Raw genomic sequence first — 25,078 nt, 5'->3', positions numbered from 1 at the left:
TGTTTATGCTATTACGCATAGCAATTCCTCTCCTCTTTACGACAATCGTAGTAGATGCAATCGATTGCCGCAATCGTCGTTTTTCTTGTTACCGGTTTGCAACAGCCGCCGAAGATCACGAATACGTATGCGTAAACTCGCGCTTGCAAACGATTGTGGTATTGCATATCCGATCGGTAACGCGGGAAGTCGCTGACGGCACAAGACCGCAAAAGAACGATTTCAGGAGGGGAATTTCGATGAACTCACGGCACATGCTCGCCTGCTCGACCGCCGTCCTCGCGCTAATCGCCATGCCGGCATACGCGCAGACCGCTGGTACGACCGTCGTCCCGCCCGTCGACCCAGCCGCCCCGGTGACGCAGCCCCCGGTCGGTGACCAGAGCGACACCGCGCCCGCGACCGAGGAAGCTCCTTCCGAGGACATCGTCGTCACCGGCCTGCGCGCTAGCCTCGAACGCGCCCAGTCGCTCAAGCGCAACAATACGTCTGTCGTCGAAGCGATCTCGGCGGAGGATATCGGCAAGCTGCCGCAGTCGAGCGTCGCCGACTCGCTCGGCCGTCTCGCCGGTCTGGCGGGCGAGCGCCGGTCGGGCCGCATCAGCGGCATCTCGGTCCGTGGTTTCCGCGAAGACTTTGTCGGCACGACGCTGAACGGTCGCGAACTGATCGGCATCGGCGACAATCGCGGCGTCGAATACGACCTCTACCCCGCCGAAATCGTCAGCGCCGCCGTCGTCTACAAGACGCCCGACGCCGCGCTGACCGCGATGGGCGTCGGCGGTACCGTCGATATCCGCACCGTCCGCCCGCTGGAGCGCAAGCGCGCGCTGATCGCGAACGGCAGCTTCGAACAGAATGGCCAGCCGTCGCGCAACCCCGATTTCAGCAACCGTGGCTATCGCTTCGCTTTGTCGTACAGCGACAAGTTCGCCAACGACACGATCGGTGTTGCGCTGACCGCCGCGACCACCTCGTCGCCGGTGCAGAACGAATTCTCCAGCGTCTGGGGCTATGACGACGGCGCGATCACGTCCGGCCCGAACGCCGGCAAGCAGGTCGTGTCGGGTTACGAAGCGGCGGCGCGCTCGCGCGTCCTGAAGCGCAATACGGTGGCGGGCGTCGTGCAGTGGCGCCCGGACGATAAGTTCACCGCGACGCTCGACGCGCTCTACATCGACTTTGCCGACACCGGCATTTCGCGCGGCTTCATCGAGCAGTTGGCGGTCGCACCCAACGGCAGCGGCGTGCTGAGCGCCGATGGCGATTTGGTCACTTCGGCCCGCACCACCGGCTTCAATTCGGTCCTGCGCAGCGATCCGCTCGACAAGCAGGGCGAATTGTTCGTGCTCGGCGGAAATTTCGAATATGCCGCGACCGACAATCTCGACCTGAAGCTCGACGTTTCGCGCTCGACCAGCAGCAAGAACGATACCCGTGGCGAAAGCTATTCGGGTCTCGGCCGCGCCGGTCTGAGCACGCAGGGGCCGAACACGATCCGCGAATGGACCTATACCGACCGCGGCCTGATGTTCGCGAACAACAGCCAATCGTTCGACAACTATGCGGCGGTGAAGCTGGCCGGACCGCAGTCATGGGGTGGCAGCCTTGCGCCGATCACCGAACTCGACACCCCGGCCGCGCGTGCGGCAGGGATCGGCTTCGCGCAGGCTCAGGACGGCTTCGTCAACTCGGCGCTGTTCGACGAATATCTGAACTCGGCCCGGATCGAGGCGACCTATCGCTTCGACGACAGCTTCCTGAAGTCGATCAACGTCGCGTTGCGCTATTCGGATCATGAAAAGTCGAAGACCAATCAGGGCTTCTTCCTGACCGCCGAGACCTATCCGTCCGACGGCCCGATCCCCGAAGATGCCCGTCGCGGCGTCGCCGACCTCAGCTGGGCCGGTCTCGGCAATGTCGTCGCCTATGACGCGCTCGGCCTCATCAACAGCAGCTTCTATCGTCGCTGGGATGCCGGTTCGCTGGAACCCGATCGTCTGGGCGACACCTATTCGATCCGGGAGAAGGTCTGGCAGCCCTCGATCAAGGCCGATTTCGAAGTCCAGACCGACTTCGCCCGCGTGTTCGGTAACGTCGGTGTGCAGGGCCTGATCACCGACCAGCGCGGTACCGGCTTCACCTCGCTGATCGCCTCCAACCTGCGCGTGCAGGCGACGCCGATCTCCGACGGCGCAAAATATACCCGCATCCTGCCGAGCATGAACGTCAACTTCGACCTGGGTAACGGCCACACCGTCCGCTTCGCCGCGTCGAAGGTGGTCAGCCGGCCGCGCATCGACTTCCTGAACCCCGGATCGTCGGTCAAATTCCGCAACAACGTCGCCGAAGTGACCAGCACCGATCCCGAACGCGGACCGTGGCTGTCGACCGGCGGCAATGCGCGGCTGCGCCCGTACGAAGCCAATCAGGCTGACCTGTCCTACGAATATTATTTCGCCAGCGACGGCTTCGTGTCGGCATCGACCTTCTACAAGAAGCTGACCAACTGGAACGTGCAGAACAGCACGATCCGCGACTACACCGAATTCTACATCCCCGGTTATCACCGCGCGGTCAGCAGCGACGGTCAGACGGTCTTCACCCCCGCCACCTTCCTCGGCGTGGATACGACCTATACCGGCGGACTGAAGGGCGATGTGAAGGGCGTCGAGCTACAGGCATCGGTCCCGCTGCGATTGCTGACCGGCGCGCTCGACGGGTTCGGCATCACCGGCTCGGCGGCGCTGACCGACGGGAAGCTCGACAATGGCAGCGACATTCCCGGGCTGTCGGCACGGGTGTTCCAGGGCACGGCCTATTTCGAGAAATACGGCTTCTCGACCCGCGTCTCGGCCAACAACCGGTCGAGCTGGCTGTCGGAGGATCGCGGCGGCAGCAACACCATCGCTCCGCTCAACCGTGCCGGACAGACGCTGATCGATGCGCAGATCGGCTATGACTTCGCCGGATCGGGCATCCGCTATCTCGAAGGGCTGCGCATCTCGTTGCAGGCGATGAACCTGACCAACGAACGCGACACCTATCGCGACTCGCAGACGGGGCTGTTCCTGCGCAACGAACAGTTCGGCCGCAACTTCATGGCGAACCTGACCTACGCCATCTTTTAAAGGCCCGATGTGAACCCTGCCCGTTCGTGCTGAGTAGGGGTTCAGCTTGTCGAAAACCCGTATCGAAGCACCTGCCACCAACGGTCCTTCGATACGCCGCTTCGACAGGCTCAGCGGCTACTCAGGACGAACGGGTCGGTCAGATTCCGATAGACGTCAGCGCAAGTCGAAATATCCTCGCCGGCAGCGGCCGGCGGGGATAGGTCGTGCCGGCACGAAAGGGAGAGGCGCATGACCGCTGCGATCAACAGGGTCGTCATCGTCGGTGGCGGGACGGCGGGCTGGATGGCGGCGGCGCTGATCGCGAAGGTCATCGGTCCGCAGGTCAAGATCGCGTTGATCGAATCCGACGAAATCGGCATCATCGGCGTCGGCGAAGCGACCATCCCGCCGATCCAGCACGTCAACGCCGTGCTGGGCATCGACGAAGCAGAGTTCCTGCGCGAGACCCGCGGCAGCATCAAACTGGCCATCCGCTTCGACGATTGGGGCGCGATCGGCCAATCCTATTACCACACGTTCGGCGCGGCGGGTCGCAACACCGCCTTCTGCTCGTTCCACCATTATTGGAACCGGGCGAAGCGCGCCGGCATCGCCGCAGACTATTGGGACTATGACCTCAACTATCTGTGCGCGCGCGAGGGCAGGTTCGCCAAAATCCAGGTCGACGATCCGCTGTGGCACCTGCCCTATGCCTATCATTTCGATTCCGCGCTCTATGGCCAGTATCTGCGCCGCTACGGCGAAGCGCGCGGCGTCGAACGGATCGAGGGTCTGGTCGAACAGGTCGCGCGCGATGGGGAGAGTGGCCATGTCACGTCGCTGACCCTGCGCGGCGGGCGCGAGGTTTCGGGCGACCTGTTCATTGACTGTTCGGGCGCACGCGGCCTGCTGATCCAGCGGCAATTGAATGTCGGCTATGAGGATTGGGGGCACTGGCTGCCGTGCGACCGCGCCATGGCGGTGCCGACCGCGCGCCACGACGACACGCCGCCCTATACCCGATCGACCGCGCGCAGCGCCGGGTGGCAATGGCGCATCCCGTTGCAACACCGGGTCGGCAACGGACTGGTCTATAGCAGCCGGCATCTGAGCGACGATCGGGCGGCGGAGTTGCTGCTCGGCAATCTCGATGGCGAGGTATTGGCCGATCCCCGCATCATCCCGTTCCGCACCGGTCGCGCCCGACGGCAATGGGACCACAATGTCGTCGCAATCGGCCTGTCGAGCGGGTTCCTCGAACCGCTGGAATCGACCAGCATCTATCTGATCCAGTCGGCGATCGTCCGGCTGCTGCACCTGTTTCCGCATGCCGGGTTCGACGCGCGGCAGATCGCCGAATATAACCGCCAGTCGCGGATCGAATTCGAAACGGTGCGCGACTTCATCATCCTGCACTACCATGCGACCAGCCGCGACGATTCCGACTTCTGGCGGCATGTCCGCACCATGTCCCTGCCCGACCGGCTTGCCGACAAGATCGCGCTGTTCCGTGCCACCGGCACGCTGACGCAGGACCCGCTCGACATCTTCATGGAGCCGTCTTGGGTGCAGGTGTTGATGGGACAAGGGATCGAGCCGCGCGATTATCATCCGCTGGCCGACGGCCCGAGCGATGCCGAACTGGCCGAACAGCTGCGGCAACTGGCGGCGATGAAGCGCGAGCCGGTGCCCAACATGCCGATGCATGATCGCTGGCTGCGCGGGTTCGGCGGGACGGCGGCGTGAACCAGCGCTTCGTCATATTGGGTGGCGGCACGGCAGGCTGGATCACCGCGCATCTGCTCGAACGCGCCTGGCCCGAGGCAAGCATCACCGTCGTCGAATCGCTAGAGATCGGCACGATCGGCGTCGGCGAAGGGTCGACACCATCGCTCAAACGCTTCTTCGAGATTATCGGCGCAGACGAGGCCGAATGGATGCCGCGCTGTGGCGCGACGTACAAGGCCGGCATACGTTTCGTCGACTGGAGCGCCGCCGCGCCGTGGCGCGACTATCGCCACCCGTTCACGACGCAGATCGACGTGCATACCGAGGAAGCGTTCGTCCTCAATTGCCGCAACCGGCGGCTCGGCCATGACGTACCGGTCAGGCCCGACGATTTCCTGCTGAACGGCGTGCTGTCGGCGAAGGGACTGGTGCCGGTCGCGCCGCCGAACTTCCCGTTCCGTATCGAATATGGCTATCATTTCGATGCCGGGCTGATCGGCCAGTATCTGCGCGAACTGGCGGTCGCGCGCGGGGTCGTGCACCGCCCGGCGAAGGTGACGGGCGTCGAGCGTGCCGAGAATGGTGACATCACGGCATTGGTCACCGACCGGGGCGAGAGCATCGCCGGCGATATCTTTTTCGATTGCAGCGGCTTCAACGGCCTGCTGATCGAACGGACGCTGGGTGTGCCGTTCCACAGCTTCAGCGACAATCTGTTCAACGATGCTGCCGTCGTACTGCCGACCGAAATGACCGGTCGCCCGCCGGTCGAGACGGTCGCCACCGCCCTGTCCAACGGCTGGCGCTGGTCGATCCCGCTCCAGCATCGCTTCGGCAACGGCTATGTCTATGCCCGCGATTTCCAGTCGCCCGACGCCGCCGAAACCGAACTGCGCCAGACGCTGGGCGTCGGCGACGCGGTCGAGGCACGCCACCTCACCTTCCGCGTCGGACAGGTCGCGCGCCATTGGGAGCGGAACTGCATCGCGGTCGGGCTGTCACAGGGGTTCATCGAACCGCTGGAGGCGACCGCGCTGCATCTGGTGCTCGGGACCGTCGAACAATTCATCCGCCATTATCGTGAGGGCGGCTGCACCGACCGGCACCGTGCCGCCTTCAACACCGTCGCCGCCGAGCGGATGGACGGCGTGCGCGACTATATCGTCGCGCATTACAAGCTGAACACCCGCACCGACACCGACTATTGGCGCGCCAACGCCGCGAACGAGGCGCTGTCCGATCCGCTGCTCCATATTCTCGACCGCTGGTTCCGGCGCGCCGACGTGGCGGAGGAACTGGCGCGACAGGGACAGCGCAGCCATTTCGGCAACCTGTCATGGCACTGCCTGCTCGCAGGCTATGGCGCCTTTCCGCCGGTCAGCGAGGCGGCCCGCGACGACATGGACTTCTACGCAGCGCGGCGGGTCGGCGCGTTTCTCGACGGATGCGCCCTGAACTTTTCGCCCGCCTGACTCAGCGCCCCGCCTTCATTTCGGCAACGACCGCTTCGAGCTGCCGGTCGAGCTTGCGGTTGTTATATTCGCCGACGACCTTCTCGAACGCAGCCTGACGCAGCTTGACCACATCGACCGCGCCCGCCGCGATCCGGTCGAGCGCCGCGGCGATGCCGTCACCGTAGCGCTCGTCGACCAGCAGCCCGCACACGCCATCCTCGATCAGTTCGGGGATGCCGCTGTGCCGGGTAGCGAGGACGAGGACGCCGTTCGCCATCGCCTCCATCAACGACACCGGAATGCCCTCCATATCGCCATTGGCGGCGGTGACCGATGGGAGCAGGAACACGTCGGACTGGCCCAGCTCGGCGAACACCCGCCCGTGCGGCTGCGGCCCCAGGAACGCGATCGCATCGTCCGACGGCTGCGCCGCGGCATGCAATTCCTGTTCGAGCGGCCCGGTGCCGATCACCTGATAGCGGATATCGCTCTTTGCCTTGGCAACGCCGTCGATCGCATAGGCGATGCCCTTTTTCTCGACCAGTCGTGCGACGCTCAGCACCCGCAGCGGCGACTGGATCGGCGCATCGAACGCCGGCACCGCCGCTTCGTCGATATCGACGCCCATGCGCAGCACGGTGATCTTGCGGTCCTCGGCACCCCAGCCCATCAGCCGCTCGCGCCAGAGATTACTGATCGGCAGCAGCCGTTCGGTCCGCGCGAACAATTGCTGGTAGAATGGCTTCATCTGCTCGATGAGCGCGATCTCGGTAATGTCCAGCCCGTGGAAGATCGTCGCGATCGGGCCGTCGATGACCCCGGCCGAGCGCAAAAATTCGGCACGAACGCCCGGCGGACCGAAATGGGCGATGATCGCGTCATAGCTGCCCAGATGCCGGCCCATCGTGCCGGCCAGATCGGCGAGCGGTGCGTTATAGCCGCCCTTCGCCGCCTTGATCGCGCGCAGCAGCGTGCCGCGGAACCGGCTGCCTAGGAGCGCCGCCGCGCCGTGCGCGACGCGCGACGGGATCGAGCGATGCGGATCGCAGGCGGTGCGGATCGCGCGCAACCGGACCTTGCCCGCCAACGGGTCCGCCACTTCGGGATGATATTTACCGGTCACGACGGTGACGTCATGGCCAAGATCGATCATCCCGCGAATCTGCCGAATCACGAAGGTTTCCGACAGCACCGGATAGGCAGCGAGGAAAAAGGCGATACGCATCGAACGGAATTTCCTTACCTGACGAATGACCGCGGCAGATGTACCGATAGGCGGCGCGCACGCCCTTCGTCCGTTGCAACCATCTTCACCAACGGCCTTCCCTTTCCCGACCACATGGTTCCCGAGCATGCAACCCGTTCGACGGATCGCCATGCTGCACATGCGAACGCATGGCGGATGTGCGGCCGGATGCCAAGCCGGTTCGAACGACGCCGTCGTACCGACAAACAGTGTGTCGCGATAGGCTTGAGCGTCCCGATATCGTTGAGCCGGTCGCGACACTATTGCGGTTACGCGCGGCAAGGCCCCTTTCGCCAAACATCGCGGTAGGCTAGGCGAAAAAGATGCAAGCCGTCTCCGTCGTGATACCTACGCACTTGCGTTCCCATCTCTTGCGCGAATCGATCGCGAGCGTTGCGGCGCAAACCTTGCAACCCGTCGAACTGCTCGTCGTCGACGATGCGAACGACCCGGCGACCCGTGCCGTCGTGGAAGAGGCTGACGCCCGGCTTCCTTTTGCAGTGCGGTATATCCGGAACGAATCCGGCGGCGTCTGCCATTCGCGGAACAAGGGGGCAGAGGCGGCGACGGGCAAATGGGTCGGCTTCCTCGACGACGACGATCTCTGGCATCCGCCCTTTCTCGAACGGCTGGTCGAACTGGGCGAGCGCAAGCGGGTCGGCCTGATCATCGCGGGCCTCCTGCATCACGAGGACGAACAGTCGGTCAAGGCGCGCTCGCAGCTCACCGACCTGACGCCGGCCACCGCTCTGCTGCAGAACGGATCGATGACCGGCAGCAACTTCGTGATCGATCGCGCGGCCTATTTCCGGGTCGGCGGGTTCGACCCTGCGGTCACGGTCTTCAACGACTGGGACTTTTTCGTGCGCCTGCTCGACGCCGGGGTGGCCTATGCCGTCGATCCCGAACCGTTGGCGGAATGGCGCTTTCATCCGGGGGACCGGATCGCCACACCGTCGCTGCGCCGCGCGAACGGCATCGGGTTTTTCCTGAACCGCCATGGCAAGCGGATGTCGAAACAGGTCTGGCGTGATCTGGAAACGACGATGCTGGGCATCCGTCGTATCCATACGACCAACCGGTTCGAAAAGCTGACGCTCAGCGCGCAATTGATCCGTGCGCACGGGCCGGTACGCTATTTCAAGCGCATCCTGAACCGCTGACGCCGCCGGGCGCGGGTCCGGCCTGCGCGGACACTGCGCAAGATTACGATGAAAGTGAGACAGACAGGTGGACATCGCTGAAGCAAAGCGCCGGGCGCAGGTCGGTCCGAAAGCCTTGCTGGCGGGTCGCGCGTTCACGCTGGTGATTTCGCTGACATCGACGTTCACCATCGCCCGGCTGGTGTCGCCCCGCGACTATGGTCTGGCGAACATGTCGATGATCATGCTCGCCTTCGCGGTGACGTTGCGCGATTTCGGCATGACCAACGCCCTGATGCGCAAGGGCAGCATCAGCCAGGCGGAAATGAGTTTCGTCTTCTGGTTCAATTCGACGACGACCGTGCTGCTGACCACCGTCATCGCGATCGCATCGCCGTGGATCGCCGATTTCTACCGCCAGCCGATCATCGTCTGGACCATCCTGGTTTCGCTGGTCGGCTTCCTGTTCAGCGGGATCGCGTCGCAGTACAAGGCGATGTTGTCGCGCAACCTGGAATTCAAGCGCCTTGCCACGATCGAGGCGGCGGCACTGTTCTCCGGGTTTCTGACCACGCTGGTGCTGGCCTATCTGTACCGGAACGTCTGGGCGATCGTGTTCGGCAACGTCGCACAGTTGATCTGCGCCTCGATCATGTACGTCAGCAGCAATCGATGGAAACCGGATCGCCCGGCCAAGCCCGACAATCTGCGCGAGTTGCTGTCGTTCGGCGCCAATACCTCGATCTACTCGCTGGCGCAGTTCGTCGCGAACAACGCCGCGCCGATCATCATCGGCCGGGTGCTCGGGGCGGCCCCGCTGGGCCAGTTCAACCGGGCACAGGCGCTGTTCCAGATACCGTCGCTGAACGTCGTCCAGCCGATCGCGCAGGCGACCCTGCCGTTCCTTGCCCGGATGCGGCCACATCCCGAGGAATATCGTGTCGCCTATCTCGGCCTGGTCCGGCGGCTGTCGACGTTCCTTATGCCCGGATCGGCGGCGTTGTGCATCGTCGCCGTGCCGTTGGTGCGGACGTTGCTGGGCGACCGGTGGCACGACGCCGGCATGGCGCTCACCCTACTTGCCCCTTCCCTATCGGCAGTGGCCTTCGCCTATGCGGCGGGCGACCTGTTCGTGTCGCAGAACCGGTCGGGCGAACTGCGCACGCTGGGCCTCGTCGACATGATCATGCGGGTCGTCGCGATCCTGATCGGGGTGCAGTTCGGTATTCTGGGCGCGGTCGCCGCGTTCAGCATGGCATCGATCCTGATGGCGTTTGCCCGCGTCTTTGCGTCGGGCCGGAAGGGACCGGTGGGTGCGCGCGATCAGCTTCGCGCGGGCATTCCCGGGCTGATGCTCGGTATCGTTGCCGGAATCGGTGCCGGGACCGCCGTGATGCTGTCGCAGCATCTGCAGTTGTCCGATGCGCTGACGTCCATTTTCGGACTAACGCTCGGCGGCCTGTTGGCGCTGACCTTCGGCCTGATCGTGCGCCCGACGCGCATCGCGCTGATCGATCTGTTCGATGCGATCGGACTGGCGAAGGTCGTGACGCTTACCCGACTGCGGCGGTTCGCGGTGAAGTAGGAACCACCACCGGCTTTCGAGGAACCGGACCATGAAGCTTGCCCCGCTCCTTCTCGCATTGGCGGTAACCGCTATCCCGGCCACCGCCGCGCGTGCCAGGGACCGTCACGCGTTCCTCGAACAGGGTCGCTGGTGGGGCGTGAATGTCAGCGGCATGGAGTTCAAGGACGAACTGCCGATCAAGCCGCGGGACATCGATTTCTATGCAGATGCCGGGGCGAAGAGCATCCGCCTGCCCGTCAAGCGCGCCCGGCTCCAGACACCCGACAAACTCGCCGCGCTCGATGCGCTGATCCGGCGCGGGACGGCGCGCGGGATGCTGATGGTCATCGACGAACACAGCTATGGCAATATCGGCGATCCCGACATTCGCGACTTCTGGCTGCGAATGGGTCGGCGCTATCGCAGGCAACCGCTCGTCGCCTTCGATCTTCAGAACGAACCGAAGGGCGGGACCTGGGTCAGTTGGGGACCGGACGCGCGCGACCTGATCCACGCGCTGCGCAAGGCCGGGATCGATAACCAGTTGATTCTCGAATGGCGGGGCTGGTCCGGTTTCGGTCGTGCCGATCGCGGCGAGCATCCGAAAAAGGCGTGCGAGAGCGCGCTGTGCAGCCTGAACCGCGCCGGCATCTTCACGCTGGCCGATCTCGATCCGCTGAAACGCACCTGGTTGTCGCCGCATCGCTATTTCAACAAGGGCGGATCGGGGGCGACGCCCGAATGCCGCCCCTATCCGGCGACCGGTCCGCTCGGCAATTCGGTGAAGGCGGCGCAAAAGCTCGGCATGCGGCTGTATGTCGGCGAGTTCGCATTCGGCCGAGCCAAGTCGGTGCCACCGACCTGCAAGGCGATGGCCGACGATATAGTCGCATTCTTCCGCAACACGCCCGAGGTGGTGGGCGGTGCGGCCTGGGGTTGGGGTCCGCGCTGGTCCGGGAACTATCTGTTTCGCGGCGAGAGCGTCGGTGAGCGCGACAAGAGCTGGGATACCGAGAATGGCCGGCTGATCCGCTCGCTCTGGGCGAACTAGCGCGTGATAACAACAGGTAGATCCGTTCGTGCTAAGTAGGGGCTGAGCGAAGTCGAAGACCCGTATCAAAGCAACCTGTCGCCAACAGTCCTTCGATACGCCATTTCGACAAGCTCAATGGCTACTCAGGACGAACTGGTCTAATTCATGTCATCATGCGCTAGCGTCTGATCCAGCCGGCCGGAAGCGTCGCCCCAGCGAAGGCTGGGGCCTTGTGCGGCCGTCGTCCCGTGCAATCACCAGAAGATTCCGACCTGCGCCGGGATGACGTCTGGTTCGATGAAGACGGACCGGCACCGAACTCCGTTGCCGGCAGCTACGTTCCCGTTTCGGGACGGTCAGCCGTTGGCCGAGCGCCGCGATGGATCGGCGTCGCGCATCGCCGCGCGGCGGATCGCCGAAGCCAGTGTGTCGGGGGCGCTCGGCTTTGGACATACCATCGCCTGCGGATAGCGCCGCCGAAGATCGGCATCGTCGGCATGGCCCGAGTGAAAGATCAGCGGCACGCCCGCGGCGTGGAGCCGGTCGGCCGCCTCGAACACATTACCATCAGCCAACCGCACATCGAGCACCGCCGCAGCAAAAGCGGCATCGTAGCGGTCGACCGCCTCCTGCGCCTCGACCAGCGTCATGCACGGCCCCTCGACCGCGAAACCCGCCGCTTCGATCGTCGCTTGTACGTCCAGCGCGATGAACAGCTCGTCCTCGACGAGCAGGACCGGATCAGTCACGCAGCAACACGGCAGTCGGCAGCCAGATCGCCAGGCGGAACACCCCGTCCTCCACCATATTCTGCATCGTGCCGCGCAACTGCCGCACGCTGGTCTCGACCAGCACCGAACCGAAGCCGCGCTTGTCGGATACCGGCTGCTGAATCCCGTCCGCTTCCTCGGTCCATGTCAGTTCTATTCCCCCGTCCCCGGCCTGCCACCGGACGCACAGGCCGCGTTGCCCGTTGCTGCCCAGCGCCCCATATTTCACCGAATTGGTTGCCCATTCGTGGAGAACGAGCGCCAGCGGCGACAGGCAGTTTCGGTTGAGTGCAACGACCGGACCATCGATTTCGATCCGTGCATGATCGCGATACGGCGCAAGCGTCGTTTCGACGATATCGTCCAGCCCGATCGCCTGCGGCTGCCCGGCCGGGGAAGCCAGCGAATGTGCCGCGCCCAGTGCGGCGATGCGGCGGCGGATGTCGTCGGCAAAGCCCGGCACGTCGCTGTGGCTGCGCGACGCGATGGTGATCATGCCGGCGATCACCGCGAACAGGTTCTTCACGCGGTGGTTCATTTCGCGCAGCATCAGTTCGCGCGTTTCGGCGACGGCATATTCGGGGGTCACGTCGATCGACACCCCGACCAGCCGTTTCGGCGCACTGCCCGCCACGATCCGTCCGAATCCCTTGATCCAACGCGTCTGTCCGTCGGGACGATGGACGCGGAACGTCGCCTCGAAATCGCCGCTGCCTTCGACCGCGCGGCGCAGCGCCGTTTCGACATTGCTGCGGTCGGCCGCATCGATCCGGTCGAGCAGCGCGGCGATATCGTCGGCATCTTGCTTCTGGAGCGAGAAGAGTTCGCGCTCGACCGGATCGAGCACCAGTTCGCCGGTTTCGGGCGCATATTCCCAAACGCCGATGCCCGCCGCCTTGATGGCGATGTCGAGCCGCTCGCGCTCGGCGGCCAGTTGCCGTTCGAGGTCGAGCGCGTCGGTAATGTCGGTCAGCACCAGCGTCGCGCCGTCGACGTCGCCGCTCTGCTTGCGATAGGGCAAGGCACGCATCGAAAAGATACGCTGACCGTCGAGCGTGCGCACCCTACGCTGGCGCGGCGCCGCGCCGCCGACGACCGCACGGGCATCGTCGAGGTGATCGGCTCCCTGCAACCGGTTGGCGACGTCGGTCAGCGGACGACCGCGATCGGCGGGCTTGAGCGGGAAGATAGTCGTCGCCGCATCGGTATAGCTGCGAACCTTCATGTCGGCATCGAGCACGACGACCGCCAGTTCGGTCGATTCGTAGAAATTGCGCAGGTCGGAATTGGCGACGGTGAGCTGGTCGACCTTGCTCTTCAGCTCATCATTGACGGTCGACAGTTCCTCGTTCGTCGATTGAAGCTCCTCGTTCATCGACATCATTTCTTCGTTGGAGCTTTTCAGCTCCTCGTTCGCCGTCTCCAGTTCCTCGATCGCCGAGCGCAGGCGATGGCGGGTCAGGCGCAGATCGTCCTCCAGCGCCTCCATATGATCATGCCCGGCCTCCAGATCGCGCATATCGTCGTCGTCGGCGGGACGGAACGCGCCGGTCTCGCGGAACACGAACAGCAACGTGCCGTCGCCCAGCGGGTCGCAGATCACCTCGATCGGCTGGTTGCCGTAATCGGTCTGCACGATCACGTCGCGGGCGATCGTCCGGCGCCGTTCGTCGCGCGCCTGGCGCAGCAACGGGCCGATCACGGTGCGCAGGCCCGGCCGCGCCAGATTGACCGCGCTGCTGCCGCCGGTGCGCGTCACCGGAAATTCGAAATAACGGCCGAGCTTGCCATAGGCCGACACGATCCCGCCGTCCTGATCGACGATCAGGCTGGGCGGGGCATAGCGTTCGACCATCCGGCGGATCGCGGTCGCCTCCCCCGCCAGCGACCGATTGTCGATGCGGTCGCCACGCTCGCGCCGGACGATCGGCGGGTTGGTATTGGCCGGCAGGTCGATCGGGTAGCTGGTCGCCCCCGCCGCGCGCACGAACAGTCGCGCCTGCTGATCGATCGGCTGGAACAGATGCTCGAACCGGCCGACGCTCTCCGACGGCCCGAGGAACAGATAGCCGCCCTCGCGCAGCGCGAAGTGGAACAGCGGCACGACCGATTGCTGCAACCGGTCGTCGAAATAGATCAGCAGGTTGCGGCACGACACCAGGTCGATGCGCGAGAAGGGCGGATCCTTGACCAGACTGTGGCTGGAAAAGCGGATCATGTCGCGGATCGACGACGTGATCGAGAACCGGTCGGTATGCGGCACGGTATAGCGTTCGCGCAGCGCCGGCGGCAGGTCGACCAGCGCCGAGGTCGGATAGCTGCCCTCGCGCGCGATGCCGAGCATCTGTTCATCGATATCGGTCGCAAAGATCTGCACCGCCAGCGGCTGCCCGGTCTTGCGCGCCGCTTCGGCGAACAGCATCGCGATCGTGTACGCCTCTTCCCCGCTCGAACAGCCGGGCACCCAGACGCGCAAATCCTCCTCGGTCGGGCGCTGCGCCATCAGCGGTTCGACGACATGGACGCGCAGTTGCTCGAACGCCTCGGGGTCGCGGAAGAAGCGGGTGACGTTGATGAGCAGGTCGCGGAACAGCGCCTCGCATTCCCCCGCATCGCTGCGCACGCGCGACAGATAGGCGCGGCCGGTGTCGATGCCCAGCACATGCATCCGCCGTTCGACCCGGCGGACGAAGGTCGATCGCTTGTAGCCCGAAAAATCATGGCCGATCGCCGAACGCAGCACGCGGCACAATTCGTCGACATGATCGGCGACGACATCGGCCTCATGCTCCTTCGGATCGCTGCGGCGGCGTTCGAAAAAGCGTTGCAGGCATTCGAGGATCTCGCCCGGCGGCCGGACGAAATCGGTCATGCCGGTGCCGACCGCCGACAGCGGCATGCCGTCATAGCGCGCGCTTTCGGGCTGCTGCGCGACGCAGACCCCGCCATTCTCCTTGATCGCGCGCAGACCGGTGGTGCCATCGGCCCCCGTCCCCGACAGGATGACGCAGGCGGCGTTCGATTGCTGATCGCTGGCGAGCGACAGGAAGAAGTCGTCGATCGGACGGCGCAGCCCGCGCGGCTGCTGGAATTCGGTCAGTTCCAGCACACCATCGCGCACCGCCAGCCCGCGCCCGGGCGGAATGATATAGACGGTATCGGCCTCGATCCGCTCGCCCCCGGCACTCTGCAGCACCTGCAACACCGTGTTGCGGTCGAGCAGCTGTGCCAACATGCTTTCGTGATTGGGATCGAGATGCTGGACCACGACGAAGGCGAGCCCGGTCGGCAGCGTCGCCGGGGCCAGCATCTCGCGCAATGCCTCCAGCCCGCCGGCCGACGCGCCGATGCCGACGATCGGCACCGCTGCCGTCTGCGGCGCTGCGGTGCTCCGCGACGTCGTCACGTCATGCACCGGCGGCGGACTCCAGATCGGCGAGCATCATCTTTGCCTGTGCCACGATCGCGGCACTGTTGGCGATGGTCAGAAGCGTACCTTCGACAACGATCCCGGCATCGCCCGCGATCGGGACCAGCTTGCCGAGCGTCGCGCGCAGTTGTTCGTCGTAATCGGCCAGCATCTCGGGCTGCGATCGGCTGACATCGAACTGCGACGCAAAGATGAAATCCGACCGTCCGTCGATCGAGCGCAGCCGCGACATATAGAGCAGGTTGACGAAGGGCGTGCCGTCCTTGCGGAAATTGACGATCGGCGTCCGCACGTTCGTCTGGTCGGGCTGGGCCAGGAATTCGCGCAGCTTGGCGCGGGGCTGCACGTTCTGCGCCTCCCGCTGCAACAGGCGACAGTTGCGGCCGACCACGTCCTCGGCGGTATAGCCGGTCAACGCGGAAAACGGGTCGTTGACCATCAAAAGCCGATTATCGTCATGCGCTGAGGCAAGTGCCAACGCGACGCGTGAATGCCGTAGATAGTCGACGAGCGGTCCTGGCAGTTCCTGTTGCACGCGCGCTCCTTTTCCGAACCAGCGGATTACGCGCAAATCCGCCGCGATAACAACCCGTGTTGCGGCCCCGGAAGAAGGACCGTCCCGGATCGATCCCGCCACAGCGTCAACCATTCGTATGAGAATTCAAATTGGATCATATTTGTAGTAGGAGCATTATCGCTTTCGGCCGCGTGTTTGCGGTGTCGGGCGTACCGTGCCCAAATGAGGACCCTTCACCTCGATGTTCGATATTTCCGCTACGCCGGCGCAAGCCCCGCAGACCACGCCGGGCTTCTTGACCGGCGGCGGCGAATGTGCCGCGCTGATCGCCCGGCACGATTGGACCCGCACCCCGCTCGGTCCGATCGCGAATTGGCCCCAGAGCCTGCGCACGACGCTCGCCCTCGCGCTCCGCTCGCCGGTACCGATCGTGCTGCTGTGGGGCGCGGAGGGCGTGATGCTCTACAACGATGCCTATTCGGTCTTCGCCCATGCGCGACATCCGAGCCTGCTCGGCGCGAACGTGCGCGATGGATGGCCCGAAGTCACGGCGTTCAACGACCATGTCATGCAGGTGGTCCTGGCCGGCGGGACGCTGCGCTATCGCGACCAGGAATTGACGCTGGCACGCAGCGGCCGCCCCGAACAGGTGTGGATGGACCTCGACTATTCGCCGGTGCTTGACGAAGACGGGGTGCCGGCCGGCGTCATCTGCATCCTGGCCGATACGACCGAACGGTTCGCCAGCGTGCGGCACAGCCAGTTCCTGCTGTCACTGTCCGATGCCCTGCGCCCGCTGACCACGCGCGCGGAGATCACCACCGTCGCTTCCGAACGGATCGCCGAATGGCTGGGCGCGTCGCGAGTCTTTTACGCCGAGATCAGCAACGAAGGCACCATGGTGGTCGAACGCGACCATTGCCGCGGGGTCCCCTCCATCGCCGGCGTCCACTCCCTCGCCGCCTTCGGCCCCGGCCTGCTCGCGGCCTATCGCAGCGGTCAGCCGCTGGTCTGCGGCGACATCCCCAACAACAAGGACCTGAACGAGGAGACCCGGGCGGGGCTGGCCGAACGCCGTGTCGCGGCGTTCGTCGATGTCCTGCTGTTCGATGAAACGGACCGGGTCGGGGTACTCGCCGTGCAGTCGGGAACGCCGCGCGCATGGACGCAGGCCGAAGAAAATCTGATCCGGGAGGTCGGCGAGCGGGTGAAGAGCGCGGTCGAGCGCGCCCGGGCCGAAGAGGGGCTGCGCCGGTTGAACGAGACGCTGGAGGAACAGGTCGCAATCCGCTCGGCGGAGCGGGACCGGTTGTGGAACCTGTCGCAGGACATGCTGGCCCGCGCCGATTATGGCGGCATGATGTCGGCGGTCAGCCCGGCATGGACACAGATATTGGGATGGAGCGAAGCCGAACTGCTTTCGCGCGGCTATGCGAGCTTAATGCATCCCGAGGACGAACCGCATACGCTGGCGGCGATCGCGGGCATGGCGCAGAGCCGCCAGCCGACCCGGTTCGAAAACCGCATCGTCACCCGCGACGGCGACTGGAAACATATCGAATGGACCGTCGCCCCGGAAGCTGACGGGGTGAATTTCGTCGCGGTGGGTCGCGACCTGAGCGACGCGAAGGCCCGCGAAGCCGATCTGGAAGTGGCACGCGACGCGTTGCGCCAGAGCCAGAAGATGGAGGCGATGGGCAGCCTGACCGGCGGCGTGGCGCATGATTTCAACAATCTGCTGACCCCGATCATCGGTTCGCTCGACATGCTGGTGCGCAAGGGCGTCGGCACCGATCGCGAACGGCGGCTGATCGGCGGCGCGCTGCAATCGGCCGAACGGGCCAAGACGCTGGTGCAGCGCCTGCTCGCCTTTGCCCGCCGCCAACCGCTGCAACCGACCGCTGTCGATGTCGCGCGGGTGATCGACAGCATGACCGGACTGATCGGTTCGACGATCGGGCCGAAGATCGCGATGCGGGTGGACTTTGCCGATCTGCCCCCGGCCCGCGCCGATCTGAACCAGCTGGAAATGGCGTTGCTGAACCTGGCGGTGAATGCCCGCGACGCGATGCCGGACGGCGGCACGCTGACGATCACCGCCCGGCCGGAAAGCGTATTGTCGACCCATATCGCCGGCATTGCGCCCGGCGACTATGTCCGCCTGAGCGTCGGCGACAGCGGCTTCGGCATGGACGAGGAAACCCGGCGCCGCGCGATCGAGCCGTTCTTTTCGACCAAGGGCGTCGGCAAGGGCACCGGCCTTGGCCTGTCGATGGTCCATGGCCTGACTGCGCAGCTGGGCGGCGGACTGACGATCGACAGCATCCCCGGCCATGGCACGGTGGTCAGCCTGTGGCTGCCGGTCAGCGCGCTGACGATCTGCGATGCCGAACCCCTGCCCGATGCTTTGCCCGTGCCGGGGCGCATCGGCACGGTGCTGCTGATCGACGACGAGGAACTGGTCCGCATGAGCACCGCGCACATGCTGACCGATCTGCACTATCGCGTGGTCGAGGCGGTATCGGCCGAGGATGCGCTGCGCATGATGCGCGAAGGGCTGATCCCCGACATCGTGGTGACCGACCATCTGATGGCGGGAATCAACGGCGCGCAGCTGGCGCGAATGCTGAAGGCCAGCCATCCAACGCTGCCGGTGCTGATCGTATCGGGCTTTGCCGATGAGGAGGGGGTCGATGCCGATGTCCCGCGGCTGACCAAACCGTTCCGCAACGACGAGTTGCAGGCGAGCCTGTCCGCCCTGTCCACCACCGGCGCGCCGGTATCGGACCTGATCCAAGTCATTCGAATAACGTGATGAAACAGGCGACCAATCGCTAGCTTATCGGTTGGCAGGGGGACGGTTCGGCAGGAACAGCCGGTCGGATCGCAGCGTGCGGTACGCCCGCCGCACGGACCCGGATCCCGGGAGCATGGCGACATGGCGACATGGCGACATGGCGACATGGCAATCCAGCAGGACATCCTTCGCAAACTGTTTGTCACCGACCTGACCAACGCCCATGCGGTCGGGAAACAGGCGCTGTCGATCATGACGCCGCAGGTCGAGCGGATCGTGAACTATCCCGAGGTCGCCGACCGGCTGCGGCTGCATATCGACGAGACCAACGACCAGATCGCCCGGCTCGACGAAATCCTGGCCGGCTTCGACACCAGCGGGTCGACGCTGAAGGATCTGGGTCTCAGCCTGTCGGGCGCAATGGCGGCGCTGAGCCATAACGTTGCGGGCGACGAGATCGTCAAGAACAGCTTTGCCAACCATGCCTTCGAACATTTCGAGATTGCGGCCTCCAAGTCGCTGCCGACGATGGCCGAAGATGGCGGCTTTGCCTCTGCGACGCCGCTATTGCAGTAGTCTCTGGCTGAGGAACAGGAGATGGCGCAGTGGATCGATGAATCGCTGCCGGTCGTGACGCGGCGTTACGCGACGTTGTACGCCGAAGAGGGTTCGTCGGGCGCGAAGGTTTGACCCTTAGCGATCGAACGGTATCGGCCGGGTGAGGATATAGACAGCGCAGGCGAACATCAGCACCGCCACCAACGCGGCCAGTCCCAACCCTGGCCGGGCACCGATCAGGAACATGCCATATCCGAAGGCGATGCCGCCGCACGCCATCGCTTTCGCCCCGCGTCCGATCGCGCCATCGCGGCGCCATGCGGTCAGGGTCGGGCCGAAGCGGGGATGGTCGAGCAACCAGCGCTCCAGTCGCGGCGATCCGCGCGCGAAACATGCGGCGGCAAGGATCAGGAAGATCGTCGTCGGCATCACCGGCAACAGCGCGCCGATGACCCCCAGTCCGACGAACAGCCAGCCGAGCGTAATCCAGCCCAGCCGTACCAGCCGCATCCGGCGCGGCATGGGTCGTGGGGTGGCGGGCGGCAGCATCATCGACACCCTAACGCCTGCGCACCCATCCCGATACCGGCGAAGCTGAACGGAATATGGACTCGACGGTCCGTAGCAACGATTCGCGACAATCCGGCGACGACGATCATGGTTTAAATCGATTAACACCCGCCCGATTTGTCGTTTCGGGCGTGGATTGATCGGATGTGCCGAACGGTTCGTCGCCGATGAACGGCGCCCGCGTTGACAGTTTGCCGCGCCGAAGCGATGAGCCGGGCCGAGTTCAGCCGGTCCGGCGATCCGCGCGTGCAAGCAGCGGGTAACGGACGGCGAGACGTGGGGGATCCCGACGGCCGCTCTATTTGTCCGCGTTTCTGCGGCCGATGGCGGGCACCTTCGCGCAATAGCAGTGAGTGGGAATGAACAAGCGCTGGTCCGTATTGGTTTTGTGGAGCCTGACCGCAGTCAGCGGCGTCGCGAGTGCCCATGTCGCGATGAACACGGATTCCGAACCACAGATTGCCCCGCAATCGACGCCAGTTGCCGACGTCCCTGCCCCCGTCACCTTCGCCGCACCCGCGCCGGTGGTGCAGGCCCTTCCCGAAGCCGAACCGGCCCTTTCTGAAACCGATACCACCAGCCTCGACAAGCGCGAGGTCGAATGCATCGCCAAGGTCGTCGTCCACGAAGCCGGCAACCAGCCGCATCGTGGACAGGTCGCCGTGGCACAGGTCATCCGTGCCCGCATGAACAGCGGCCGCTTCGCCGACAGCGCCTGCGGTGTCGTCAAGCAGCGCGGCCAGTTCTTCAACGTCGACGCCTATGACCCGCCGCGCAACAATGGCCGCTGGGACACCGCCGTCGACATCGCCAAGCGCACGCTGAGCGGCAAGGGCGAGGAGGTTGCTCCGGGCGCGCTGTTCTTCCATTCGGCCGGTGCGTCGATGCCGAAGCGGACCCGCGTTACCCAGATTGCCGACCACACTTTCTATCGCTGAACCGCCGGCTGAAGCAGGTTCGCGTACCGCAACGCCCGCGTTGAGCAAGGCTCGCGCGGGCGTTGCCGTTTGGGGAGCCGGCACTACCGCGCGCTGCCGTCCTCGCCGGGTTGTTCGGTACCGAACCGTGCCGCCTGCGCCGCTTCCCAACGCTTGCGGACCGCCGCACGCGGGGCGTCGAACCCGAGACCGGCCGTGCGTGCCACCCAGGCCGCGATCGGCGCGCGCAGCGGCTCGGTGATCGGCGACGGCGGCAGTTCGTCGAACCACGCGCCGATCGCGTGCGCGTTGAACGCGCTCAGGAACAGGGTCGTCGTCGCGACGACGCCGGTCATCCAGCGCCATGGCCGCACCGTATCGACAGGACTGGCCGGCACCAGCACCGGCGATCCGACCTCGACGATCTCTCCCTGTTCGGCACCCGTGGTCATCGCACGCTTCCCGTCAGAACTGGTAATAGATGAACGGAGCGACCCCTTCGGGCCGCATCGCGTCGACGATCAGGATCAGCACGCCCAGTGCGAGGCCGACGACCGGGGCGGCATGGGTGCGCACGCGCGTCGCGATACCGGGCAAAATGCCGGCCGGCACGGCATGGATGGCAAGGCCCATGGCGACTAGCGCCAGCGACAGCGGCGTCACCAGCGTGTTGCGCCAGTCCCCGGCGAACAGTTGGCCGAGATAGGCGAACGCCTCCCCCTCACCCTGGGCGCGGAAGAAGATCCAGCCGAGCACTACGATATGAAAGGTGACGAGGATGCCGAGCCAGCGCGGCGCGGGGCGCCAGCGGGCCGGGCGGTGGCGCGACCAGAAACGCTCGATCGCCAGCCAGCCGCCGTGCAGTGCGCCCCAGATCACGAAGCTCCAGCTGGCACCATGCCACAGGCCGCCGAGCAGCATCGTCAGGAACAGGTTCAGATAGGTGCGGACCGGCCCCTTCCGACTGCCGCCCAAGGGAATGTAGAGATAGTCGCGCAGCCAGCTCGACAGGCTGATATGCCAGCGCCGCCAGAAATCCTGGAGCGAAGCGGCGCGATAGGGCTGGTCGAAATTGCGCGGGAAGGTGTAGCCGAGCAGTGCCGCCAGCCCGATCGCCATGTCGGAATAGGCGGAAAAGTCGCAATAGATCTGCACCGCGTAGCCATAGGCACCGATCAGCAGGTCGAAGCTCGACCGGCTGGCCGGATCGAAGAATGCCGGATCGACCAACGCGCCCGCCAGTTGCGATGCGATCACCGCTTTCTTGAACAGCCCCCACAGGATCAGCAGCAGCGCGGCGGCGACAGTGCCGCGATCGATGGTCGGCACACGTTTGAACTGCGGCAACAGGTCGGCGCCGCGCACGATCGGCCCCGCGACCAGATGCGGAAAGAACGACATGAGCAGCGTCAGGTCGAGCAGGCTGGCGGTGGCCAAGCGGCGGCGATGGACGTCGACCAGGTACGAGATCGCCTGGAACGTGAAGAACGATACGCCGACCGGCAGCACGACCTGCAACAGCGGCAGGTCGCGCCCGAAGCCCAGCGGCTGCAACAGCGTCGCGACCTGTTCGAGGAAAAAGCCGGCATATTTGAAATAGCCGAGCACACCGAGATTGGCGACGACGCCGAGCGTCACCAGCAGCCGCCCGCGACGGTCGTCGCTGCGTACGATCGCCGCCGCCAGCGCCCAGTTGACGAAGGCGGAGACGAACAGCAGCGCGACGAACCGCGCATCCCATGCGCCGTAGAAGAACCAGCTGGCCAGCAGCAGCGCGATCTTGCGCCATTCGTTCGATCGCCCGAGCGACCAGGTGATCGCATAGACGATGAGGAAGAACAGTCCGAAGCTGAGCGTAGGGAACAGCATCTAGCGGATCGTCGACGGGGGAACGGTCGGCGCCAGCAAGCTGGTCATGGCGAGGTCGATATCCGCCTGTAGCAGCCGGGCGATCTCGGCACCGCCACGGCTGGTGAAGTGGACATGGTCACCGCGCATCAACGGGGTCACCGCTTGCGCCCAGCCGTCGGCGACGCACCGCCCGCCCATCGCCTGCGCCCAGTCCCAATAGGCGATGCCGAACGCCCGCGCCTGCCGCCGTTGGATCGCCTGGACCGTCGCCAGCGCCGCGGTCGGGCGCCACAGTGCCGAGGATGCGCACGGCAGGCTGGTGCCGCTCTCCCCGACTTGCAGGCTGGGGGTGCGGGTCGCGGAATCGGGCGCGCCGAACAGCAGCATCGGCACGCCGGGGGCCAGCCGCCGCAGCCGGGTCAGGTCGGCGCGCAGCGTCGCTTCATACGCCGCAGCCGAAAATCCGGGTCGGAACGCTTCGTTGGTGCCGAACGCGACGACGATCAGGTCGGGGCGATAAGCGGCGAGTTCGGCCGCGACGACGCGGTCGTCGGTCCGGTCGAAATGGGTGAACTGCGCACCGACCGTGCCGAGGTTCGACAGGATCACCCCGCCGCCGCGACTGCGTTCGGTGCTCCACGACGTCAGCGTCACCGGACCGCGCACGACCGTGGCCGAGGCGATCGCCGCCTCGCCACCGGCATCCAGCGTGCGACAGCGGCTGCCCGTCTCCAGCGCGGCCAGCGGCCATTCGACCACCGCCGCACCGATGCTGAGCTGTACCGTCCCCGCCCCCGGCCCGGTCAGCGCGCAGACGGTCAACCGGTCGAAAGTCCGCCCGCCATCTGCGCCGAGCGTTACCGCCGCGCCGGGCGTGTAGCTGGTCAGGCTATAGGCGCTGAGGCCCATCCGGACGCTGCCGGACGATTGGTACGCCGATCCGAAGATGCCGTTGACGCTCCACCCCGCCGACTGCGTCGCGGTAATGTCGCGGGTCAGATAGCCGGCATAGGGGCGCCCGGGGGCGAGCGTCCCCCGCCCCGCGCGGCCGTAGCGCGCCTGCAACAGCGTCCGCCAGCTGCCGGTGATCTGGTCGCCGGCGGTGTGGCTGTCGCCGATCTGAAGGATGCGGACCGGTGCCGGAGCGCTGCGCGCCGTCGCCAGCTTTTCGAGGAACGGGCGGATGCGATCGGCATCGCACAGCGCGCCGTAGCAGCTCGACGCCGCCGCCTGTGCCAGTGCGATCGCCATCAGTGCCGACATCAGCCCGCGTCCCCGCGCGGTGCCGGCCGCCCGGCCGCCTGCCGCGTGCGATCGGCGTAACGACGCAGATCGGCGGCGACGCCGTCGGTCAGCCGCTGATAACCTACCCCGATCATGTGCAGCCCGTCACCCGTCCGCAGCAACACCGGCTTGCCGGTCTTCAGGTCGGGCAGATAGGCGTTGTACTTGCCCTCCGCATCCAGCGTCAGCGGCCGCGAGTCGACGAACGGCACGCCGAGGCGACGCATATGCGCTTCGTAGAATGCGTCCATCGCCTGCATATCGGCATCGAGTTGCGGGTCGCGCATCACCGGCAGTCCGACCCAATAGACGACGGCACCGGTCGAGCGGACCGCCGCCACGAACTTGTCGATCCGGTCGCCGATCACCTGTTTCCAGCCGTCGCTCATCAACGGGTGGAGATGCCCGTCGGCAAACACCGCCTGATTGTCGTTCGCGCCGAAGCTGATGACGACGGCGTCGACCGGCTGCTGCCGCAACTGCTCGAGCGCGCGCTTCTCGAGATCGAGGGTACGATAGCGGGTGAAACCAGTGGCTTCCTTGGCGAACTTGAGAACTTCGAACCCGTCGCTTTTCGGTAATTGCCGGTAGAGTGCGTCCCAGATGCCGTTGCCGAAGCTGTCGCCGAACACCCCCACGCGCAACACGCCGTCCCGGCGCATCCGGTCGACGACGCGCGGATCGATCGCGCCGTCGACGGTCCGCGCGGTGGCGGGGGGCGGCGGCGTGGCCGCTACCGCGTCGTTGCCGGTCGAGGAGGCACCGGGCACGATCGGCGGCGTCGGCGAGGTCGTCGGCACGGGCTTGTCGGGCAGCGCGATGTGCCCGCCCCCGGCAAAGGACAGCCCCACCACGAACCCGGCAATCAGCCCGAGGACCAGGACCGCCATCCGGTCCCCCAGCCACCACAGCCTGGAACCGGTCGTGCGAGGGGCAGCAGTCACGTTCGATACTCGTTTACGTCAGGGATTGGTGCGCATCGCAGCACACCGGTCGTTCGATGCGCCTACCCGCTCCCGTATATTCGGGCAAGCGCACGGATGACGATCCGATCGGCGGACGACACGACCCGTTCGTACAATGCATTGCATTCACCGTACG

The 25,078-nt window shown here is 65.4% G+C and carries 18 protein-coding genes; 9 read left to right on the top strand and 9 right to left on the bottom strand.

All coding sequences use genetic code 11. The features are described 5' to 3' along the window. Positions 1–239: 239 nt before the first annotated feature. The 3 genes from ASE59_RS13035 (at position 240) to ASE59_RS13025 (ending at position 6,313) form a co-directional block, all read left to right on the top strand. The gene (locus ASE59_RS13035; RefSeq protein ID WP_162235317.1) at positions 240–3,131 is read left to right on the top strand and encodes a TonB-dependent receptor; all 2,892 of its coding nucleotides are present in this window, start codon (positions 240–242) and stop codon (positions 3,129–3,131) included. A gap of 231 nt (positions 3,132–3,362) precedes the next feature. Continuing rightward, complete coding sequence (locus ASE59_RS13030; protein ID WP_056456855.1) at positions 3,363–4,859, top strand: tryptophan halogenase family protein; 1,497 nt, start codon at positions 3,363–3,365, stop codon at positions 4,857–4,859. Next, positions 4,856–6,313, top strand: coding sequence for a tryptophan halogenase family protein (locus ASE59_RS13025; RefSeq protein WP_056456852.1), 1,458 nt, complete (start codon positions 4,856–4,858; stop codon positions 6,311–6,313). The genes ASE59_RS13030 and ASE59_RS13025 overlap by 4 nt, the downstream gene beginning before the upstream one ends. A 1-nt stretch (position 6,314) precedes the next feature. Here ASE59_RS13025 and ASE59_RS13020 read toward each other — a convergent pair whose 3' ends face one another. Further along, complete coding sequence (locus ASE59_RS13020; protein ID WP_056456849.1) at positions 6,315–7,520, bottom strand: glycosyltransferase; 1,206 nt, start codon at positions 7,518–7,520, stop codon at positions 6,315–6,317. A 344-nt stretch (positions 7,521–7,864) separates the two neighbouring features. Between ASE59_RS13020 and ASE59_RS13015 the strand changes: the two genes are divergently transcribed. The 3 genes from ASE59_RS13015 to ASE59_RS13005 all read left to right on the top strand — a co-directional run bounded on the left by ASE59_RS13015 (position 7,865) and on the right by ASE59_RS13005 (position 11,301). After that, positions 7,865–8,704: a glycosyltransferase family 2 protein gene (locus ASE59_RS13015; protein WP_082458399.1), complete on the top strand. Its 840-nt coding sequence runs from the start codon at positions 7,865–7,867 to the stop codon at positions 8,702–8,704. A 67-nt stretch (positions 8,705–8,771) separates the two neighbouring features. Beyond that, positions 8,772–10,268, top strand: coding sequence for a lipopolysaccharide biosynthesis protein (locus tag ASE59_RS13010; protein ID WP_056456843.1), 1,497 nt, complete (start codon positions 8,772–8,774; stop codon positions 10,266–10,268). A gap of 31 nt (positions 10,269–10,299) precedes the next feature. Continuing rightward, on the top strand, positions 10,300–11,301 hold the full coding sequence (locus ASE59_RS13005; RefSeq protein WP_056456840.1) for a glycoside hydrolase family 5 protein: 1,002 nt from the start codon (positions 10,300–10,302) through the stop codon (positions 11,299–11,301). Between the two features lie 338 nt (positions 11,302–11,639). Here ASE59_RS13005 and ASE59_RS13000 read toward each other — a convergent pair whose 3' ends face one another. Genes ASE59_RS13000 through ASE59_RS12990 form a run of 3 tightly spaced genes read right to left on the bottom strand, consistent with a single transcriptional unit; the run spans position 11,640 to position 16,018 of the window. Next, a complete protein-coding gene (locus ASE59_RS13000; RefSeq protein ID WP_056456837.1) occupies positions 11,640–12,032 on the bottom strand; it encodes a response regulator in 393 nt (130 codons plus the stop codon). Further along, positions 12,025–15,459, bottom strand: a complete 3,435-nt coding sequence (locus ASE59_RS12995) for a CheR family methyltransferase (protein WP_268795283.1) — start codon at positions 15,457–15,459, stop codon at positions 12,025–12,027. The genes ASE59_RS13000 and ASE59_RS12995 overlap by 8 nt, the downstream gene beginning before the upstream one ends. Before the next feature lies 1 nt (position 15,460). After that, complete coding sequence (locus ASE59_RS12990; protein WP_056456835.1) at positions 15,461–16,018, bottom strand: PAS domain-containing protein; 558 nt, start codon at positions 16,016–16,018, stop codon at positions 15,461–15,463. A 223-nt stretch (positions 16,019–16,241) separates the two neighbouring features. Between ASE59_RS12990 and ASE59_RS12985 the strand changes: the two genes are divergently transcribed. Together ASE59_RS12985 and ASE59_RS12980 are read left to right on the top strand one after the other, a co-directional pair. Further along, positions 16,242–18,815 carry an ATP-binding protein gene (locus ASE59_RS12985; RefSeq protein ID WP_056456833.1) on the top strand — a complete coding sequence of 858 codons (2,574 nt, stop codon included), beginning with the start codon at positions 16,242–16,244 and terminating at the stop codon, positions 18,813–18,815. 123 nt (positions 18,816–18,938) lie between these two features. After that, positions 18,939–19,373, top strand: a complete 435-nt coding sequence (locus ASE59_RS12980) for a DUF892 family protein (protein ID WP_235515758.1) — start codon at positions 18,939–18,941, stop codon at positions 19,371–19,373. Between the two features lie 117 nt (positions 19,374–19,490). Here ASE59_RS12980 and ASE59_RS12975 read toward each other — a convergent pair whose 3' ends face one another. Then, positions 19,491–19,907, bottom strand: a complete 417-nt coding sequence (locus tag ASE59_RS12975) for a YbaN family protein (protein ID WP_235515757.1) — start codon at positions 19,905–19,907, stop codon at positions 19,491–19,493. Between the two features lie 377 nt (positions 19,908–20,284). Here ASE59_RS12975 and ASE59_RS12970 point away from each other — a divergent pair, with 377 nt between their 5' ends. Next, positions 20,285–20,863 carry a cell wall hydrolase gene (locus tag ASE59_RS12970; protein ID WP_056456827.1) on the top strand — a complete coding sequence of 193 codons (579 nt, stop codon included), beginning with the start codon at positions 20,285–20,287 and terminating at the stop codon, positions 20,861–20,863. An 83-nt stretch (positions 20,864–20,946) separates the two neighbouring features. Here the strand turns inward: ASE59_RS12970 and ASE59_RS12965 are convergent, their stop codons facing one another. From ASE59_RS12965 to ASE59_RS12950, 4 genes are read right to left on the bottom strand one after another with little or no spacing between them, the layout of a single operon-like run. Then, positions 20,947–21,294 (bottom strand): hypothetical protein, encoded by a 348-nt coding sequence (locus ASE59_RS12965; RefSeq protein ID WP_056456823.1) that lies wholly within the window; start codon positions 21,292–21,294, stop codon positions 20,947–20,949. A gap of 13 nt (positions 21,295–21,307) precedes the next feature. Next, positions 21,308–22,711 carry an MBOAT family O-acyltransferase gene (locus tag ASE59_RS12960; protein ID WP_056456820.1) on the bottom strand — a complete coding sequence of 468 codons (1,404 nt, stop codon included), beginning with the start codon at positions 22,709–22,711 and terminating at the stop codon, positions 21,308–21,310. After that, complete coding sequence (locus ASE59_RS12955; RefSeq protein WP_056456816.1) at positions 22,712–23,956, bottom strand: GDSL-type esterase/lipase family protein; 1,245 nt, start codon at positions 23,954–23,956, stop codon at positions 22,712–22,714. Next, positions 23,956–24,867, bottom strand: a complete 912-nt coding sequence (locus ASE59_RS12950) for a DUF459 domain-containing protein (protein ID WP_056456813.1) — start codon at positions 24,865–24,867, stop codon at positions 23,956–23,958. Before ASE59_RS12950 ends, ASE59_RS12955 begins: the two co-directional genes overlap by 1 nt. Positions 24,868–25,078: the final 211 nt, after the last annotated feature.

The sequence above is a fragment of the Sphingomonas sp. Leaf10 genome, from assembly GCF_001421245.1.
Classification (GTDB): domain Bacteria; phylum Pseudomonadota; class Alphaproteobacteria; order Sphingomonadales; family Sphingomonadaceae; genus Sphingomonas.
The sequence above is the reverse complement of the archived record's forward strand: the minus strand, read 5'-3'. Positions and strand labels throughout refer to the sequence as shown.